Origin of the sequence: Nitrosomonas sp. PY1, from assembly GCF_022836435.1 — a bacterium.
GTDB lineage: Bacteria > Pseudomonadota > Gammaproteobacteria > Burkholderiales > Nitrosomonadaceae > Nitrosomonas.
Map to the genome: position 1 here is coordinate 1,699,537 of NZ_BQXC01000001.1, position 16,729 is coordinate 1,716,265.

Here is a 16,729-nt window from a genome sequence, read left to right on the forward strand (position 1 = left end):
CAATTAAAAAACTATTAAATGACGATGTTTACCAACCGATTAGGAACAATGACAATTTTTTTGATGCTTTGTCCATGGATAAATTTCTGCACATTCTCATTCATTAACGCGGTCTGCTCGATGGATTCTTTTGTTGCGTCACTGGCCACGTTGATTTGCCCACGCAGCTTCCCATTGACTTGCACGATCAAAATTATCTGGTCTTGTGCCATGGCAGCTTCATCCGCGCTTGGCCAGGATTGGTCAATAAGTTCGCTGCCGGGTCTTAGTTCTCGCCACAATTCATGGCAAATATGCGGCACGATAGGAGCCAGCAATAAAACAATATACTCCAACGCTTCTTGCATCAAATTGCGGCTGTTCTCATCATCACCCTGGCATTTGGTGGATAGGTTATTGATCATTTCCATCACCGCCGCGATCGCCGTATTAAAAGTATGGCGCCGCTCCAAATCATCAGTTACTTTTGCAACGGTTTGATGCAACTGACAGCGCAACATTTTGAGTTCAGTTGGTAACGCTTGCAGTATTGCAAAATCTACCCTCACCGCACCTAGCTCTAGGTGCAAATACACTTGCCTCCACAACCGCCTTAAAAAACGGTACGCACCATCTACCCCAGCATCCACCCATTCCAAAGTTTGTGTCGGAGGACTGGCAAACATCATAAATAGTCGAGCAGTATCCGCGCCATACTCATCCACTAATTTTTGTGGATCGACGCCATTGTTTTTCGATTTTGACATGGTGCCAATACCGGCCGATATCACCGGCAAATGATCGGTTGACAATACTGCACCCGTGCGTTTTCCTTGCTCATCTACTTGAATATTGACATCGGCAGGATTGTAATACGTGATGCGCCCAGTATCCGCTTTACGGAAAAAAATTTCATTCAGCACCATGCCTTGCGTCAATAGATTGGTAAAAGGCTCATCCAATTTCAACAAACCCAAATCCCGCATGACCTTGCTCCAGAAGCGCGAGTACAACAAATGCAGAATGGCATGTTCAATACCACCAATATATTGATCCACCGGCAACCAGTAGTTAGCACGCTCATCGGTCATTTTCTGTTTTTGATCCGAGCACGTATAACGCGCGTAATACCAAGAGGAATCAACAAACGTATCCATCGTATCGGTTTCTCTGCGTGCGACTTTGCCGCATTTCGGGCAGGAGCATTCATAAAAAGACAGTGTTTTGGCCAATGGATTGCCCGAGCCATCGGGCACCAGATCTTGCGGCAATACGACCGGCAATTGATCATCCGGCACCGGCACCACACCACAATCGGCGCAATGAATCAATGGAATCGGACAACCCCAGTAACGTTGGCGAGAAATGCCCCAATCGCGCAATCGATATTGTACGCGTTTATTACCGAGGCCTTTAGCTTCAAGATCGGCAGCAATCGCATCCACCGCAGCGCTATGACCAAGGCCATCGTATTTACCCGAATTAATGCAGACGCCTATTGCTTTGTTTTCATACCATTCTTGCCATTGAGAAGTGGAAAAAGGTGTATCAATCCCACCACTACCGTCTCCGCTTCCATCCCCAGAACCTGCTCCAGAGCCTGTTCCAGCACCATAACCACTTCCATCACCAAAACCGTCTTCCCGGCCTTTTGTAATCACTTGTTTGATTGGGAGTTGATATTTTTTTGCAAACTCAAAATCACGCTCATCATGTGCAGGAACCGCCATGACGGCACCTTCGCCATATCCCATCAGTACATAATTGGCTACCCACACCGGCAGTTTGTTGCCACTGAGCGGATGAACCACGAATAAACCGGTGTCCATGCCCTTTTTTTCTTGCGTTGCCAAATCCGCCTCTTTGGCGGATCCTAATTTGCATTCGTGGATGAAGCTTGCCAAGTCCGGATTGTTTTGAGCAGCATACAGTGCGATCGGGTGTTCCGCCGCAACAGCAACGTAAGTCGCTCCCATTAAAGTATCAGCACGCGTGGTAAATACTTTAACATCCTGCGGTGTACCAGATAACGGATCCGCTGAAAAAGTAATATCCACACCATAACTTTTACCGATCCAGTTCGCCTGCATGGTTTTGACACGTTCCGGCCAACCCGGCAAAGCATCCAAGGCTGTGAGTAATTCATCGGCATACTGAGTAATCCGCAAGTAGTACATTGGAATTTCACGCTTTTCTACTGGCGCCCCCGTTCGCCAACCACATCCGTCGATTACCTGTTCATTCGCCAACACGGTTTGGTCAATCGGATCCCAATTAACTGTACCGGTAGTTTGGTAAGCCAAACCTTTCTCTAGCATACGTAAAAATAACCACTGATTCCAGTGATAATAACTGGCATCGCAAGTAGCGATTTCACGATCCCAATCGATACTCAACCCCAAGCTTTTAAGCTGTTTGCGCATATACGCAATGTTGTCGTAAGTCCATTTTGCGGGAGAAACATTATGTTGCATCGCAGCATTCTCAGCCGGTAAACCGAACGCATCCCAACCCATTGGCTGCAGTACGTTATATCCCTGCATACGGCGATAACGCGACAACACATCACCAATGGTATAGTTACGCACATGCCCCATATGCAACTTGCCAGAGGGATAAGGAAACATCGATAAACAGTAAAACTTTGGCTTCCCTGGTTTTTCAACGGCTTTAAATGCGTTAGCCTGCTCCCAACGAGATTGCGCATTTTTTTCAATTTCTTTGGGGTGATATTTTTCTTGCATGAAATTAATCGGTTTTGATGGTTAGTGGAAAGTGCATTATTATAGCGCCAACTGTATCAACAAGTTGCATCCCACTACTTGCTCCGCTTAATCGAGACGAAAGCCTACTTTGATTTTCACTTGAAAGTGCGCCACTTTGGCATCTACAATGTGGCCACGCGTTTCCACTACCTCAAACCAGTCCAAATTGCGTAAACTCTTACCAGATTTGATGACCGCTTGCCGAATGGCATCATCACTGCTCACAGTAGAAGAGCCTACCACTTCAATGACTTTGTATACATGTTCGCTCATAATCAAATACCTCTTCGTTTTATTGGAAGGAACAATGTTTATATCATAGTTTACATAGGTATTGATTTGAGAACTCTAAAATGCCATATTAACTTCCACGGTCATCGCACTATCAACGTATAAAATATCACTCCAAGTAATATAATAATGTGGCACCTTTTTACTCCTATGGAAAGCTCTGATTATGACTATTAAACGTAACATGTCGTTTATTCTACTGATGGTGGCAACGCTTGTGGGTTGCTCGACCACTCCCACCGGAAGGAGTCAGCTTGCATTTATGCCCGATGCCGAATTGGACGCGATGGGCTTGCAAGCATTTAATGATCTAAAGAAAGAAAAACCGATCAGTAACAACGTGAAAGAAAATGAATTTGTACGCTGCATTGCGGATGCGATCACACATGAAGTAGGTGGAAAATGGGAGGTAATCGTATTCGAAGACAAGTCATTGAATGCATTTGCATTACCCGGTAGTAAGATTGGTGTCTATACCGGTCTGGTCGATTTGGTAGATAACCAACATCAACTAGCAGCGGTAATTGGGCATGAGATCGCTCACGTACTTGCACGGCATAGCAATGAACGCATGTCGCAACAAATGGGTACCAAAATCGGCATGAGTGTGGCCTCCATATTGATGCCGCAAACAGCAGCGGGACAAGCTACCCTAGGATTGCTAGGCGTAGGTGCGGAATATGGTGTAATTATGCCATTCAGTCGTTTACACGAAAGCGAAGCCGATATCATCGGATTAGATCTGATGGCAAAAGCGGGTTTCAATCCGACAGAGAGCATTACGCTCTGGCAAAAAATGTCGCAAGCCAGCCAAGGATCTCGCCCTGTAGAGTTTTTGTCAACGCATCCATCGCATGAAACACGCATCGAAGAACTACGTGAACATATGCCTAAAAGCATGGAACTCATGCGCCAAGCACATGCTATCGGTAAAAACCCGAATTGCCAAAAGTAATAACACGCTTTAACGCAATCATTTTAATTCAGGCTCATTAGCCGGAAAATCCAGTTCAATTTTTGCACCGTCTGGGTCATGGAAAAACAATTGCCATGTTCCAAAACCTTTTAGACGATGCAGATCATATGGAATGCCGTGTTGTTTCAATACATCAACCGTTTGTTGCAAATGACTTGCACTAAAAGCCATATGATCAATCACACCAGCAGGTCTTTCCGGCATAGGCTTACCCGCTATGATGTGCAAAATGGCCTGACCACCTGCATATAGCCAGGCTCCCGGGAAGGAAAAATCCGGCCGGCTACCTTCTTTCAGGCCGAGTATTTCTACGTAAAAACTTTTGCTGCGATTTAAATCACTACTCAATACGGTAAAGTGATTCATACCTTGTATTGTCATAGATATTTTTCCTGTCTTCAATAATTTAGTAAATCATCTCGCAAGTATCTTGCGCTTGTTCTGCCTGCTTATAGTCAAAATAGTTTGTTTTTCACTGCCTTATTCAATCTTTCTAAAATTAAAACCATTTTACAATATTGACTACTATTGATATCAGCAAGTCTTTCTATACTCAATAGTTAACTGGTAATGCCTACCATGACTCAATGCATTGATTTTATCAATATGGCTATGTTTTAAATAATAGGCAAAAAGGAGCATTATTTATGTCGCAACAATCTGTATGTGCAACGACCCAATCATTCGGTGAAGTCACAGAAAATCCAGTGTCTGGAGAATTTTTAACCCTCCGTTTAGGTGCTGAAGAATATGGTATCGACATACTTAAAGTACAGGAAATTCGTGGCTATGATGCCATTACCCAAATAGCCAATGCTCCAGAGTTTATCAAAGGTGTTGTCAATTTGCGTGGTGAAATCGTACCGATTGTTGATATGCGTATCAAGTTCCATTTAGGTAATCCAACATACGATCAATTTACCGTCGTAATCATCCTCAATGTAGGTATCCGAATAGTTGGCATCGTGGTGGATAGCGTCTCCGATGTACTCAATTTGACCAGCGAGCAAATACGCCCTACTCCAGAATTAGGTTCAGTCATTGATACAGAATTCATCTCCGGCTTAGGAACCGTTGATGAGCGCATGCTAATCCTGATCGACATAGAAAAATTAATGAATAGTGCCAGCATCGGGTTATTAGAAGAATGCTGACTGACCGTTAATTTTGTGTATTTGATAGAGATTAAATAATGAGCAATCAGATAACACTGGGGAGAATGTTATGTTTGCAAAATCAACAATAAAGTTTCGTTTGAATTTTGTTCTAGGAATATTTGTAACACTGATGATTGGCATTGGAATATTAGGATTGTACGGCTTAAATGAAACCAATAATGCCTTGAAAAGAATTTATGAAGACCGTCTAATAACTTCGCAACAGTTGGGAAAAATCCTTGATTCCTGGTATCAAATCCGCAAACTGACGGAAGCCAGTATTGATATAACCGAGACTGAAAGCGCCAAGAGAAATTTAGACGCAGCAAACAACCTAGTTAAGCTAAATGAAGGCATATGGGAAGAATATTTAAAAACTCAATTAACCCCCGAAGAAGTCATACTCGTTAAAACGAAAGAAAATCAACATGTGCAATACATGGAATCCTTTAACCGAAGCCTAAAATTAGCCACTTTAGGAAATTTCGCAGATGCCAAGAAAAATTTTCTAAGCGATACCATACCTAAGTTTGATGCATTGCGAGATACCGTTTTTGCATTACTGAATTTGCAAGAAACAGTAGCAGCGGAAGAACTATCCGCATCACAAAATAACTTCAATACCTTATTCATGGTATCCACATCTACCATAATCATAAGCGTTATACTGTCGATTATTTTTGGTATACGGTTATCAAAATCGATTATCGATCCTTTAGATGATGCAATCGCCATCGCACATAAGGTTGCGCAAGGAGATTTAACCTCCAACGTCGTGATATCTGACACTAAAGCAGAGACTGGGCTATTACTGCAAACTTTAAAAGTGATGAACGATAACTTGGTCAATTTAGTCGGTCAGGTGCGCATAAGCACCGATCAAATTTCCACTGCATCGAGCGAAATTGCATCTGGCAACTCCGACTTGAGTCAACGCACCGAGAAACAAGCCTCAAATTTGGAAGAAACCGCCTCATCGATGGAAGAATTGAATTCGACGGTAAAACAAAATGCTGATAATGCAAATCAAGCTAACCAATTAGCAGCCAGCGCATCGGAAGTTGCTACAAAAGGTGGGGAGGTGGTCGGTCAGGTTGTACAAACCATGAGTTCCATCAATGAAAGTTCCAAAAAAATTGTTGACATTATTAGCGTTATTGATGGTATTGCATTCCAGACCAATATCTTAGCGCTGAACGCAGCGGTTGAAGCAGCGCGCGCCGGCGAACAAGGTCGTGGTTTTGCGGTGGTTGCAACGGAAGTTCGTACATTGGCGCAACGATCTGCCGCTGCGGCCAAAGAAATTAAGGAATTAATCAATGATTCGGTTGCTAAGGTTGATGAAGGTACGCGCTTGGTGGATGAAGCTGGATATACGATGGAAAAAATCGTCACTTCCGTAAAGCGCGTAACGGATATCATGTGTGAAATCACTGCGGCATCTCAAGAACAAAGTACCGGCATTGAGCATATCAGTCAAGCTGTCACTCAAATAGACGAAACGACACAGCAAAACGCAGCATTGGTTGAGGAAGCAGCTGCTGCAGCAGAATCAATGCAAGATCAAACCAGAGCATTAATGCAAGCAGTCAGCGTATTCAGAATTTCTAATGGTCGTGCACCTTCAGCATCTGTAAAAAAGAACAACCACTCCAACGCCCTGGCTACGGTTACCAAAATTCAGAACCGAGAATCTACCGGAATGAAAGCTGCAACGAATTTCAACAAACCAATATCGGCGTCTCGTAAAACTACCGCAAGCGGTGGAGAAGACTGGGAAGAATTTTAATTCTGACACTAAATGCACCGACTCAAATCTGAGTTGGTCAGTAACTCATTTTTTAGAGAATTATCGGATCAGATTTGAGCTAATTTTTACACGGATTGTTTTGCGGAATTATTCACAGATTTCGCTTGTTTGTAGATCCGCCGGTTATGTCAATATGGGCGCCTTACAATCCCTTTACACGGTCCGGCTATTATAACGCGAATTATTCATCACTTTCTCGGGTACGTTCTTGGCGCGAGGCAAACGTACTTCCCCAAGAAGCAAAATGTGTTTTACTGAAAAACACTCGTTGATCCGGTGTTTCGTCTATCGATTCAAGCGATTCTACTAATGCGACACGGGGTGCAAGTCCGGCAAAATTGGCGACTTGAATCGATAGCCCTGGGCGCGCATTAAGTTCAATAATCATAGGACCTTTATCTCGATCAAGCACGAGATCAGCACCTAGATAACCCAACCCAGTCATCTCATAACAAGCTGCAGCAAGTTGTAATAATTTATCCCAATGCGGTATGACTAGTTCTGAGAAAGTTTTCTGTGTGTCAGGATGGTGAAACACTGTTTTACCAAACTGCACCGCATGCAATGCGCGGCCTGTTCCAACATCAATCCCAACACCCACAGCGCCTTGATGCAGATTGGCTTTGCCATCAGAGGCATGCGTAGTCAACCGCAGCATTGCCATGATCGGATAGCCTCTGAATACAATAATCCTAATGTCAGGGATACCCTCATAGCTATAATCAGCAAAAACTGGATCCAATTGAATTAACGATTCGATCATGACAGTGTCGGTCTTTCCTCCTAGACTGTGCAATCCACTGATGATGTTTGAAACATGACGTTCAATATCGACCAATTGGAGCACTTCACCGCTCGGTTTGAAGTATTGCTGATGCTCATCATGCTTAACAATCACCAGAATTCCCTTCCCTCCACTACCTTTAGCCGGTTTAATGACAAACTGTTCATGCGGCTGAAGGATTTCTCTCAATAACTTCACGTCATGCTGAAATTCAACGGTGCCTAATAGAGTTGGAACAGCAATCTGGGCTTTTTGTGCGAGAAGCTTAGTTTTCAGCTTATCATCCACCAAAGGATAGAGGGAACGTGGGTTATAGCGAGAGATCAAACCAAAATTTCTCTGATTCATTCCGATGATACCCATACTGCGTAGTTTCTTAACGCTGGTGAGTAGCATTACGTCTTTCCAAAGAATGGAAACGATACAATTCCGACAAACGGTAGCCGGTATATTGCCCAAGTGCGAGAATGAAAGCCAAGTTGACTAACATCAGTTCAGGAAAATTAAACGTGAGATACTCAATTGTTCGATTCGTCATAAAAAGATAAGCAATAATGGCAGTTAATAAGCTACCACCACCCTGAATCAATACTTCACGCGGCCCATCTTCTTCCCATAACACGGACATTCTTTCAATGGTCCAGGAAAGAATAATCATCGGAAAGAAAGTCACCGTCATGGCTTGATCGATGCCAAATTTGTTACTGACGATACTGATGCCAGCCATAATCATGATGACTACAATAATCACCGCGGATATACGCGCGACAAAGAGTAAATTTAAGCGCGATAAATAGGAGCGAATAAGTAATCCGGTACTAACCACCAATAAAAAAATAATAATGCCGCTGACAAGTGTCGTTTGTATCAAAGCCAATGCAATCAGAATCGGCATAAAAGTACCCGATGTTCTGATGCCGATCAGTAGTCGCATGATTACCACAATTAGTGCGCCAATGGGCAGCAGCAAAATCATCTTGAATGCGTTTTGTTGTTCAATCGGTAAACTATAAATGGAAAAATCCATGAATGTAGCTTGTTTGCTTAAGTTATCCTTTACCGCCAGATTGCGGGTTGAATGCACATTCTTGATGATCGAAAAAGAAATTTGCGAATCCTTTCCACCAACAACATCGAGAAGCGATTCGTCGCCGCGTTGCCATACTAAAAAGTTTTTCGGTTTTCCAGTTTTCCCAGTAGCTTGATTAAACAGCAACCATTCATTACCTATATAAATCTCCACAAAATTACTTAGCGATTGCCTACGGCGATTATTTTGCAAATAAAGGCCGCGTACAATGCGGGCACTGATACCTTCCAACGCCAGTAAATCAATAATAAGCTGTGTCTTGTAGTCTTCAGTAGCTTGTTCCTTTAACAATAAACTCCGATTCTGATTGGGAGTATTGGAATTGAGTGTAACGATTAATTCACGAACCAATATTTCGGTATTGGCTGATTTGTTACGCACTTGCTCCAATAAGGTAGTAGCGGCCGTTCTATGCAGTTCGTCAAACTCAGGTTTCTCGGGCTCTGTCGGCAAATCGCTTGCCTGTTGAGATGCGACAATATGATCAGCTTCATACATACTCAAGCGATAGTACGCTGTTTGCGGACCGGAAGCCGTTCTCTTACTCCATTGCGCACGCCTCCCCGCTGTAGAGGGCAATTCACTAAACCCATAATCCGGTGAAGCAAATTCTTCTTGAGTAAAAATGATTCCGGGTGTTTGTGGTGGAAGCGCAAAAGAAACAATCACCGGATTGCCGCGTGCGGTAAAGTCGATTTTAGCTTCAACCGTCCAAACGGACTTTTTATGATCGGGCAATAAAGGAAATCCCAATACATAGTGCTTGTATAAAATCAAACCGATACCCAGGCTCATCAGCAGAATAACCAAAATATAGAGCCGCAGCTTGGCGTTCATGGCTTAGTGGCACCAACTGGAGGCATAGCGCTATCGACTTTCGTCATATACCGTTCACTTACATCGACAACCGCAAGATCGCGTAAAAGATTGCGTCCAATCAATACTTGGTGTTTGAATTTACTACGATTCTCCAAAGTAAAATCAATTAATTCATTGATGCTGCCTAATGTAACCCGCATTCTTACTACCGGGCGTTGTTGTGCTTCCCTGTTGCCACGTTCTTTGATTTTTACATATCGGCGCAAGCGCCGGGTAATTTCTATAATCTCATCGGTCTGCGGATTTCTCAAAGTAAACTTCACATATGGCTTACCATCGCGCTCAAACTCCGTGAGTGTTATGGCATTTAAAGAAGATGTACGGGCGCCCGTGTCAATACGTGCACTGAATTCGAGTCCCGGAGGATCCAAGTAAACATACTCCAAACTGCCAAATACGACTTTATTTTTAATCTGCTGCAATCCTGCATCTGTTTTTGTGGATGGGTTACCATTGGTTGTCGGCAAACAATCAGGCTGCTGCGAATCCGGATTTTCCCCGGATTCATCGGAGTACTTCACTGCATGCTGATCTTCTAGCGACTTCTTTTGCGCCACCAGTTCAGCAAATAAGGTCACCAGCTCAGATTCTCTGGTATTAACATAAGCCTCACGTTCCACCAATCTATCCTCTCGAGCGCTATCATTACAAGCGGATAATATTGGCAATGTGCAACATAAAATCAACAAGCGGATCGCGTTAGACCAAGCACGATAGACAGTCGTCGCACACATAAAAATTAAATTCATTACAGCGAGAATCAACCAAAATATTAACGAATTTGCTAAGAGTGGCACTCGATCTATGATCATGGATTGAATTTTTATTCGATAAAACTAGCATGAAAATTACCTGGATACTACGGCTTCGTTAACTTAATCAGCGTAGTAGCATTTTTATAGGTACAAGCATAACGATGAATACCCAAGCAGTGTGATGTAACCGTAAGCTGATAAGCTCCAGGTGCTTCATGTTGCGTATCGAATTTGAATTTAAACTGGCCTTGTGAATCACTTGGATAGGATTTATCCACGATGATATGGCCGTCAGGATGCAGCAATTTAAAATTTAACAACACATCTGCCGTAGGTTTTTCTCGATACATTACCCAGCCTTGCACAACAACAGTATCACCAGCAGTATATTGGCTTTGTAAACTTTCGATGACCGGTTGAGAAATATGCGTTGCCCATGCCTGACTCGTAAATCCAAACAGAATCAACGATATTAATGCAATGTGGTATGTTTTTTTAAAAAATATCGACATGATGATATAAAAATTATGTGATTTTGGGGTGCTAGAAATATAAGAATGAAATCAGTATTTATTTCTTTGGTAAAAAAAGATCAGTAATGGTTCCCTCGGCTATTTCAGCGGCAAACAAAGTAGTTTCAGAGAGCGTTGGGTGAGGATGGATCGTTAAGCTCAAATCTTGCATATCCGCGCCCATTTCCAAAGCCAAAACTGTTTCAGCAATTAATTCTCCGGCATTGATACCGACGATACCGGCACCAAGGATCCGGCGCGAATTCTTTTCAAGAATCAATTGTGTCAAACCTTCTTCTCGCGACATGGAAATAGCACGCCCACTAGCAGCCCAAGGAAATCTGACCTTTTCATAATCAATATCTTGTTTAATCGCTTCTTTTTCTGTCAATCCCATCCAAGCAATTTCCGGATCGGTATAAGCAACGGAAGGAATCGTACGCGCATCAAAAGCGACTTTGTGTCCAGCAATCACTTCAGCGACAAGCTTGCCCTCATAAGTTGCTTTGTGTGCCAGCATCGGCTCTCCAACGATATCTCCAATTGCAAAAATATGATTTAGATTGGTGCGCATTTGCGAATCCACTGGAATAAACCCTTGCTTGTTCACGTGAATACCGATTTCTTCCGCACCGATTGCATGTCCATTCGGGCGGCGCCCAACCGCCAACAAAATTCGATCGTATACCTGAGCATCAGGAGCATTTTCACCTTCAAAAGTCACTTCCAGTCCCTGCTCGGTCGCAGCAATCTGCGTGACTTTGGTTTTTAAATAAACCGCTTCGTAACGTTTTTTGATCCGCCGCTGCAAAGGTTTTACTAATTCGGCATCAGCACCGGGAATTAACTGATCCATCCATTCCACCACTGTAATTTTACTACCGAGAGCAGCATAGACCGTGGCCATTTCCAGACCAATGATACCGCCACCGATAATCAGCATGCGTTGCGGAATATCCTGTAGGGCTAGCGCAGCCGTTGAGTCCATCATGCGTGGATCTTCATATGGAAATCCTGGAATACGCGTAACACTGGAGCCGGCCGCAATGATGCAGTTCTCGAATGAAATTGTTTTTTTACCTGACTGCGTTTCTACTTCTATTAAGTAAGGATCGGTAAATTTTGCAGTGCCATAAACGACTTCTACCTTACGCTGCTTGGCCAATGCGCTTAATCCTTTGGTAAGCTTGCCAATAACCGATTCTTTCCAATTACGTAGCTGATCGATATCAAGCTTTGCTTTACCAAAAGTAATGCCATGGGCTTTTGCATCTTCAGTATCGGTAATCACTTTAGCCGCATGCAATAGCGCTTTGGATGGAATACAACCTACATTCAAGCACACACCGCCTAACGTTGGGTAACGCTCGATCAATACTACATTTTTCCCGAGATCTGCAGCACGAAAAGCAGCCGTGTAACCACCAGGACCAGCACCAATCACAACAACATCAGCATGTATGTCCCCGGATGCAATGGTAGGCTTCGGTGTATTAGCAGATTGTTGTGTGGTATCGGAAGATACCGTACGGTCGACCGCTGGTTTTGCATGATCATCAGCATCCGGGATCGTTGACTCTGGTAGTTTCTCGGGAGCATCTGCTTCTGCAACTGCTAGCGTTAACAAAACCGAGCCTTCCGATACCTTATCACCCACTTTAACTTGAATTTCATTGATTTGGCCCGCTTGTGGAGAAGGAATTTCCATCGAAGCTTTCTCAGTTTCTAGCGTAACCAGCGCTGTTTCTTTCTCAACGATATCGCCTGGAGCGACTAATATTTCAATAATGGGAACATCCTTGAAATCACCAATATCGGGTATTTTTATTTCAATCATGCGTGTCATATTTTGCACCGTATTTACTATGTGTAACTCTAACTAAATTTCAGTGGGTTGCGTACTTCGTAAACAGATTAGGATTTACAGTAACCGGGTCGTTGCGGTTTTATCGATTACTGTCTTACCTCACCATTACCCAGTACGATAAATTTTTGACTGGTAAGCCCCTCCAAACCCACAGGGCCACGAGCGTGAATTTTATCAGTGGAAATGCCAATTTCGGCACCCAGACCATACTCGAAACCATCAGCGAAACGCGTTGAAGCGTTGACCATCACTGAGCTGGAATCGACTTCTCGGAGAAAGCGCTGCGCATGCGAGTAATTTTCAGTAACGATAGCATCCGTGTGTTGCGATCCATATTGCGCGATGTGATCAATTGCCTGATCCAGGCTATCAACGATGCGAATGCTTAAAATCGGTGCCAAATATTCTTCATACCAATCCTGTTCAGTTGCAGCTTTCATTTGTGGTACCTTGCCACAAGCTGTATCATCCCCTCGCAATTCTACGCCTTTCTCTATATAAATTTTGCTCAATGCTGGCAATACCTTGTCCGCAATCGCTCGATGAATCAACAGTGTCTCCAAGGTATTACACGTACCGTAGCGCTGTGTCTTCGCATTGTCAGCAATCCGAATAGCTTTATCGATATCAGCCTGTTCATCAATATACACGTGGCACACACCATCTAGATGCTTAATGACCGGAATACGTGCTTCTTTTGCTATTCGCTCTATCAACCCTTTACCGCCACGGGGTATAATCACATCGACATCATCCTGCATCGTGATCAATTCCCCTACTGCAGTGCGATCGGTCGTTTCGATTACCTGCACCGCGGTTTCTGGCAAACCTGCTTTTCGTAGACCTTCTTTGACGCATGCCACGATCGCTTGATTACTATGAATAGCTTCTGAGCCCCCACGTAAAATAGCTGCATTACCTGCTTTTAAGCATAATGCCGCTGCATCGGCAGTTACATTGGGACGTGCTTCGTAGATAATGCCAACGACTCCCAGCGGCACACGCATCTTACCCACTTGGATTCCAGAAGGTCGATAACGGAGTTCGCTGACTTCGCCCACCGGGTCAGGTAGAGCGGCAATTTGTATTAAACCTTCCGCCATTGTCGCAATGCCTTTTGTAGAAAGTGTTAGGCGGTCAATCATTGCTGCTTCCAATCCTTGAGCACGTGCGCTATCCACATCTTTGTTATTAGCTGCTAATAACAAAGCTTCATCCCGGCGAATAGCATTAGCCATTGCTATCAATGCATTATTTTTTGTTGCCGTATCCGCTTTGGCGACTAATCGCGATGCTGCGCGCGCCATTTTTCCTACGGTTTGCATATATTGCTTAATATTGAGTATGTCCATGTATTAAGAATGAGTAACTGTTAAAATTGCTGGTCGATCAGTATGGCTATAGTACAAGATGTAGCTCCGCTTGGTTAGGGAGTTTTTTATTATAAAGGACTCGACCGTAAGCAACCGGGTTTTAGAAAAGGGATAACTGGTCAAACCTTCCTTCACTTCACCCATCACTTTGATTTGATTTTTTTACACATGAACGAATAATCTCTTCGTTAGCCTCGCCTGCCTTCAATAAAATAGCTTGTGCCCCCATAGTACACCAACCGGGTACTTTCGTTTCTATGCCCACGACCGGCCTAATTGACCGACGAATTATGTCAATTTATTGTCAGATTGATCCTCTGTGGTACTGTGGTAATAAAATACAGTGCAAAAAATAGATTCGATACGAGATGCTATCGTCGCAATACAATGCATGTGGCGTGTTGAGTAACTCTTAGCAGATTGATAGAAATACCATTTTTTCCATTTTCGACATCAAGCAAAAGGTAAGCACAATATTTTTTATGATTAAGCGCAAGCATCGAGTTGAAGAAGTTGAAGAAGATGAAGCAGACAATGGCAATCGTTCCATGTTGGTAATGTCGTTGTTGGCAATTGGAATCGGTATTCTTACGGGCCTCGGTGCTGGCATTTTTCGAGCATTGATTGCTCTGATTTACAATATATTTTATTTAGGTCGATTTTCTTTCGATTATGATGCCAACCTGCTTGATCCAGTTAGTCCATGGGGGCCATGGATCATTTTATCGCCAATCATCGGTGGCATTGTGGCCGTCTGGTTGGTGCGTAACTTCGCACCTGAAGCCAAAGGTCATGGTGTACCTGAAGTGATGGATGCAATCTTCTACAAGGGCGGGAATATTCGCGGTGCGGTAGCGGTAATCAAATCACTGGCCTCGGCTTTTTCCATTGGCACGGGTGCGGCCGTCGGCCGCGAGGGGCCAATTATTCAGATTGGTGCCGCACTCGGTTCGGCCTTTTCACGTATGCTCGGCCTGACAACTACGCAGAAAATCACGCTATTGTCCGCTGGCGCAGGGGCCGGTATTGCCGCAACATTCAATACACCGCTAGGCGGCGTATTGTTTGCGGTGGAAATTCTTTTACCGGAAATTTCCAATAGAACGTTTCTCCCGGTGGTACTGGCCTGCGGAGCAGCAACCTATGTAGGGCGATTAATATTCGGTGTTGCACCGGCCTTTGTGGTACCAGACCTTACTCATGCGGCAATCAGTGGTGTAACGATCTGGGACATCGGCGTAATTGCCGCTCTAGGTGGCGTTTGTGGTATTGCCGCCTGGGCTTTTGTCAAAGGCTTGGCATATATGGAAGACTTTTTTCCAACTCTGCCGGGTGGAGCCTATGTGCAGGTGGTGCTAGGTATGTCGGTGATTGGCTTGATGATGTATGGTTTTACCTTGGCAACCGGTCATCCTTATATCAATGGCGTCGGCTATGGCATGATCCAAAGCGTATTGGATGGACATATGATCGGCGTACAACTGTTATTGCTGTTGTTTATTGCCAAATTGGCGGCAACATCGATCAGTCTAGGTTGCGGTGCATCGGGTGGAGTATTTTCACCATTGCTGTTCATGGGAGCGGCGCTTGGCGGTGCAATTGGCGTTGTAGCCAACATGTTTTCGCCAGATGCAGCAAATCCAACGGTTGCTGCCATGATTGGTATGGCGGCCATGGTTGGCGCCGGAACGGGAGGCGTCATGACTGCCATTGTGATGATTTTTGAAATGACGCTCGATTATTCCATTATGGTACCGTGCATTTTGACGGTGGCAATTGCCTCTGGTGTGCGCCAAGCATTGATATCCGATACGGTCTATACAATCAAGTTGCGTCATCGTGGTCACCAAATTCCACAAGATCGTCATGCCAACCTGTTTCTGGTCGAGCAGACGAAAAATATTATGGAAACAGAGTTTCTTGTCGTTGAAGCTGGTTCGCGGTTGATCGACATACTGCAGAACCACGCGAATTGTACCAGTGTTATGCCGCCAGTGGTGGTTTCCCGTAATAGTCACATTGTTGGTTTAGTGCCGCCACGTTCGAGTCTGTGGCCTAAACCGCTTACAGATCCGAATTTGATGGTGGATGAATTGGCTGATCTAGATGTACTATTGGTGCAAGAAAATGATCTACTGGGTCGATTGTTTTTTCGCATGAAGTGGCACAACAAAGAAGCGGCCATTGTAGTTACTGGTGATGGCGTACCACGCGTGGAGGATATTCGCGGTATCGTTACTAAACGTGCAATTGCCAACACGGTTATTGCCTCATCCTCTTGAATAAAACTCTTCTCAACCGTTCAACATTACAGGTTTCTTGCCTGATAATGTTGCTTGAGCACACCCCATTACTTCACCCAGTAGCGTAATATGTCGCGGGTATCGAAATACAAATATGTATTGGATCTGACTCCAAGATAAGATCCAATGTAAGAAGATCCAAATTTGTTGTACTCCCAAATATCTCCGGTGGAACTCTGACGCGTACC

At 44.0% G+C, this 16,729-nt stretch carries 13 protein-coding genes; 4 read left to right on the forward strand and 9 right to left on the reverse strand.

Going from position 1 to position 16,729, the window contains the following annotated elements; genetic code table 11:
* Positions 1-14 precede the first annotated feature (14 nt).
* Together leuS and W03_RS07850 are read right to left on the reverse strand one after the other, a co-directional pair.
* The gene (gene leuS, locus W03_RS07845; RefSeq protein ID WP_244072444.1) at positions 15-2,723 is read right to left on the reverse strand and encodes a leucine--tRNA ligase; all 2,709 of its coding nucleotides are present in this window, start codon (positions 2,721-2,723) and stop codon (positions 15-17) included.
* A gap of 87 nt (positions 2,724-2,810) precedes the next feature.
* On the reverse strand, positions 2,811-3,017 hold the full coding sequence (locus tag W03_RS07850; protein ID WP_244072445.1) for a dodecin: 207 nt from the start codon (positions 3,015-3,017) through the stop codon (positions 2,811-2,813).
* Positions 3,018-3,201: 184 nt separating this feature from the next.
* Between W03_RS07850 and W03_RS07855 the strand changes: the two genes are divergently transcribed.
* Complete coding sequence (locus W03_RS07855; protein ID WP_244072446.1) at positions 3,202-3,990, forward strand: M48 family metallopeptidase; 789 nt, start codon at positions 3,202-3,204, stop codon at positions 3,988-3,990.
* Positions 3,991-4,008: 18 nt separating this feature from the next.
* On the opposite strand, the gene W03_RS07860 is transcribed toward W03_RS07855, so the two are convergent.
* Positions 4,009-4,392, reverse strand: coding sequence for a VOC family protein (locus tag W03_RS07860; protein WP_244072447.1), 384 nt, complete (start codon positions 4,390-4,392; stop codon positions 4,009-4,011).
* 266 nt (positions 4,393-4,658) lie between these two features.
* Here W03_RS07860 and W03_RS07865 point away from each other — a divergent pair, with 266 nt between their 5' ends.
* On the forward strand, positions 4,659-5,165 hold the full coding sequence (locus W03_RS07865; protein WP_244072448.1) for a chemotaxis protein CheW: 507 nt from the start codon (positions 4,659-4,661) through the stop codon (positions 5,163-5,165).
* 70 nt (positions 5,166-5,235) lie between these two features.
* Complete coding sequence (locus tag W03_RS13390) at positions 5,236-6,957, forward strand: methyl-accepting chemotaxis protein (protein WP_279600025.1); 1,722 nt, start codon at positions 5,236-5,238, stop codon at positions 6,955-6,957.
* Positions 6,958-7,159: 202 nt separating this feature from the next.
* Here W03_RS13390 and W03_RS07880 read toward each other — a convergent pair whose 3' ends face one another.
* From W03_RS07880 to W03_RS07905, 6 genes are all read right to left on the reverse strand, one after another.
* Positions 7,160-8,158 carry an alpha-L-glutamate ligase-like protein gene (locus tag W03_RS07880; protein ID WP_244072449.1) on the reverse strand — a complete coding sequence of 333 codons (999 nt, stop codon included), beginning with the start codon at positions 8,156-8,158 and terminating at the stop codon, positions 7,160-7,162.
* On the reverse strand, positions 8,139-9,689 hold the full coding sequence (locus W03_RS07885; RefSeq protein WP_244072450.1) for an inactive transglutaminase family protein: 1,551 nt from the start codon (positions 9,687-9,689) through the stop codon (positions 8,139-8,141). The genes W03_RS07880 and W03_RS07885 overlap by 20 nt, the downstream gene beginning before the upstream one ends.
* Positions 9,686-10,480, reverse strand: a complete 795-nt coding sequence (locus tag W03_RS07890; protein ID WP_244072451.1) for a RimK/LysX family protein — start codon at positions 10,478-10,480, stop codon at positions 9,686-9,688. The genes W03_RS07885 and W03_RS07890 overlap by 4 nt, the downstream gene beginning before the upstream one ends.
* A 110-nt stretch (positions 10,481-10,590) precedes the next feature.
* A complete protein-coding gene (locus W03_RS07895) occupies positions 10,591-10,998 on the reverse strand; it encodes a hypothetical protein (RefSeq protein ID WP_244072452.1) in 408 nt (135 codons plus the stop codon).
* Between the two features lie 58 nt (positions 10,999-11,056).
* Positions 11,057-12,844, reverse strand: coding sequence for a dihydrolipoyl dehydrogenase (gene lpdA / locus W03_RS07900; protein ID WP_244072453.1), 1,788 nt, complete (start codon positions 12,842-12,844; stop codon positions 11,057-11,059).
* 107 nt (positions 12,845-12,951) lie between these two features.
* Positions 12,952-14,217 (reverse strand): glutamate-5-semialdehyde dehydrogenase, encoded by a 1,266-nt coding sequence (locus W03_RS07905; protein WP_244072454.1) that lies wholly within the window; start codon positions 14,215-14,217, stop codon positions 12,952-12,954.
* Between the two features lie 503 nt (positions 14,218-14,720).
* On the opposite strand from W03_RS07905, the gene W03_RS07910 reads away from it, so the two are divergent.
* Entirely contained in the window at positions 14,721-16,520 is a 1,800-nt protein-coding gene (locus W03_RS07910; RefSeq protein ID WP_244072455.1) for a chloride channel protein, read from the forward strand.
* Positions 16,521-16,729: the final 209 nt, after the last annotated feature.

Coding starts and splice junctions, on each gene's coding strand:
- leuS (WP_244072444.1), bottom strand. CDS start 2,723: ATGCAAGAAAAATATCACCCCAAAGAAATTGAAAAAAATGCGCAATCT.
- W03_RS07850 (WP_244072445.1), bottom strand. CDS start 3,017: ATGAGCGAACATGTATACAAAGTCATTGAAGTGGTAGGCTCTTCTACT.
- W03_RS07855 (WP_244072446.1), top strand. CDS start 3,202: ATGACTATTAAACGTAACATGTCGTTTATTCTACTGATGGTGGCAACG.
- W03_RS07860 (WP_244072447.1), bottom strand. CDS start 4,392: ATGACAATACAAGGTATGAATCACTTTACCGTATTGAGTAGTGATTTA.
- W03_RS07865 (WP_244072448.1), top strand. CDS start 4,659: ATGTCGCAACAATCTGTATGTGCAACGACCCAATCATTCGGTGAAGTC.
- W03_RS13390 (WP_279600025.1), top strand. CDS start 5,236: ATGTTTGCAAAATCAACAATAAAGTTTCGTTTGAATTTTGTTCTAGGA.
- W03_RS07880 (WP_244072449.1), bottom strand. CDS start 8,158: ATGCTACTCACCAGCGTTAAGAAACTACGCAGTATGGGTATCATCGGA.
- W03_RS07885 (WP_244072450.1), bottom strand. CDS start 9,689: ATGAACGCCAAGCTGCGGCTCTATATTTTGGTTATTCTGCTGATGAGC.
- W03_RS07890 (WP_244072451.1), bottom strand. CDS start 10,480: ATGAATTTAATTTTTATGTGTGCGACGACTGTCTATCGTGCTTGGTCT.
- W03_RS07895 (WP_244072452.1), bottom strand. CDS start 10,998: ATGTCGATATTTTTTAAAAAAACATACCACATTGCATTAATATCGTTG.
- lpdA (WP_244072453.1), bottom strand. CDS start 12,844: ATGACACGCATGATTGAAATAAAAATACCCGATATTGGTGATTTCAAG.
- W03_RS07905 (WP_244072454.1), bottom strand. CDS start 14,217: ATGGACATACTCAATATTAAGCAATATATGCAAACCGTAGGAAAAATG.
- W03_RS07910 (WP_244072455.1), top strand. CDS start 14,721: ATGATTAAGCGCAAGCATCGAGTTGAAGAAGTTGAAGAAGATGAAGCA.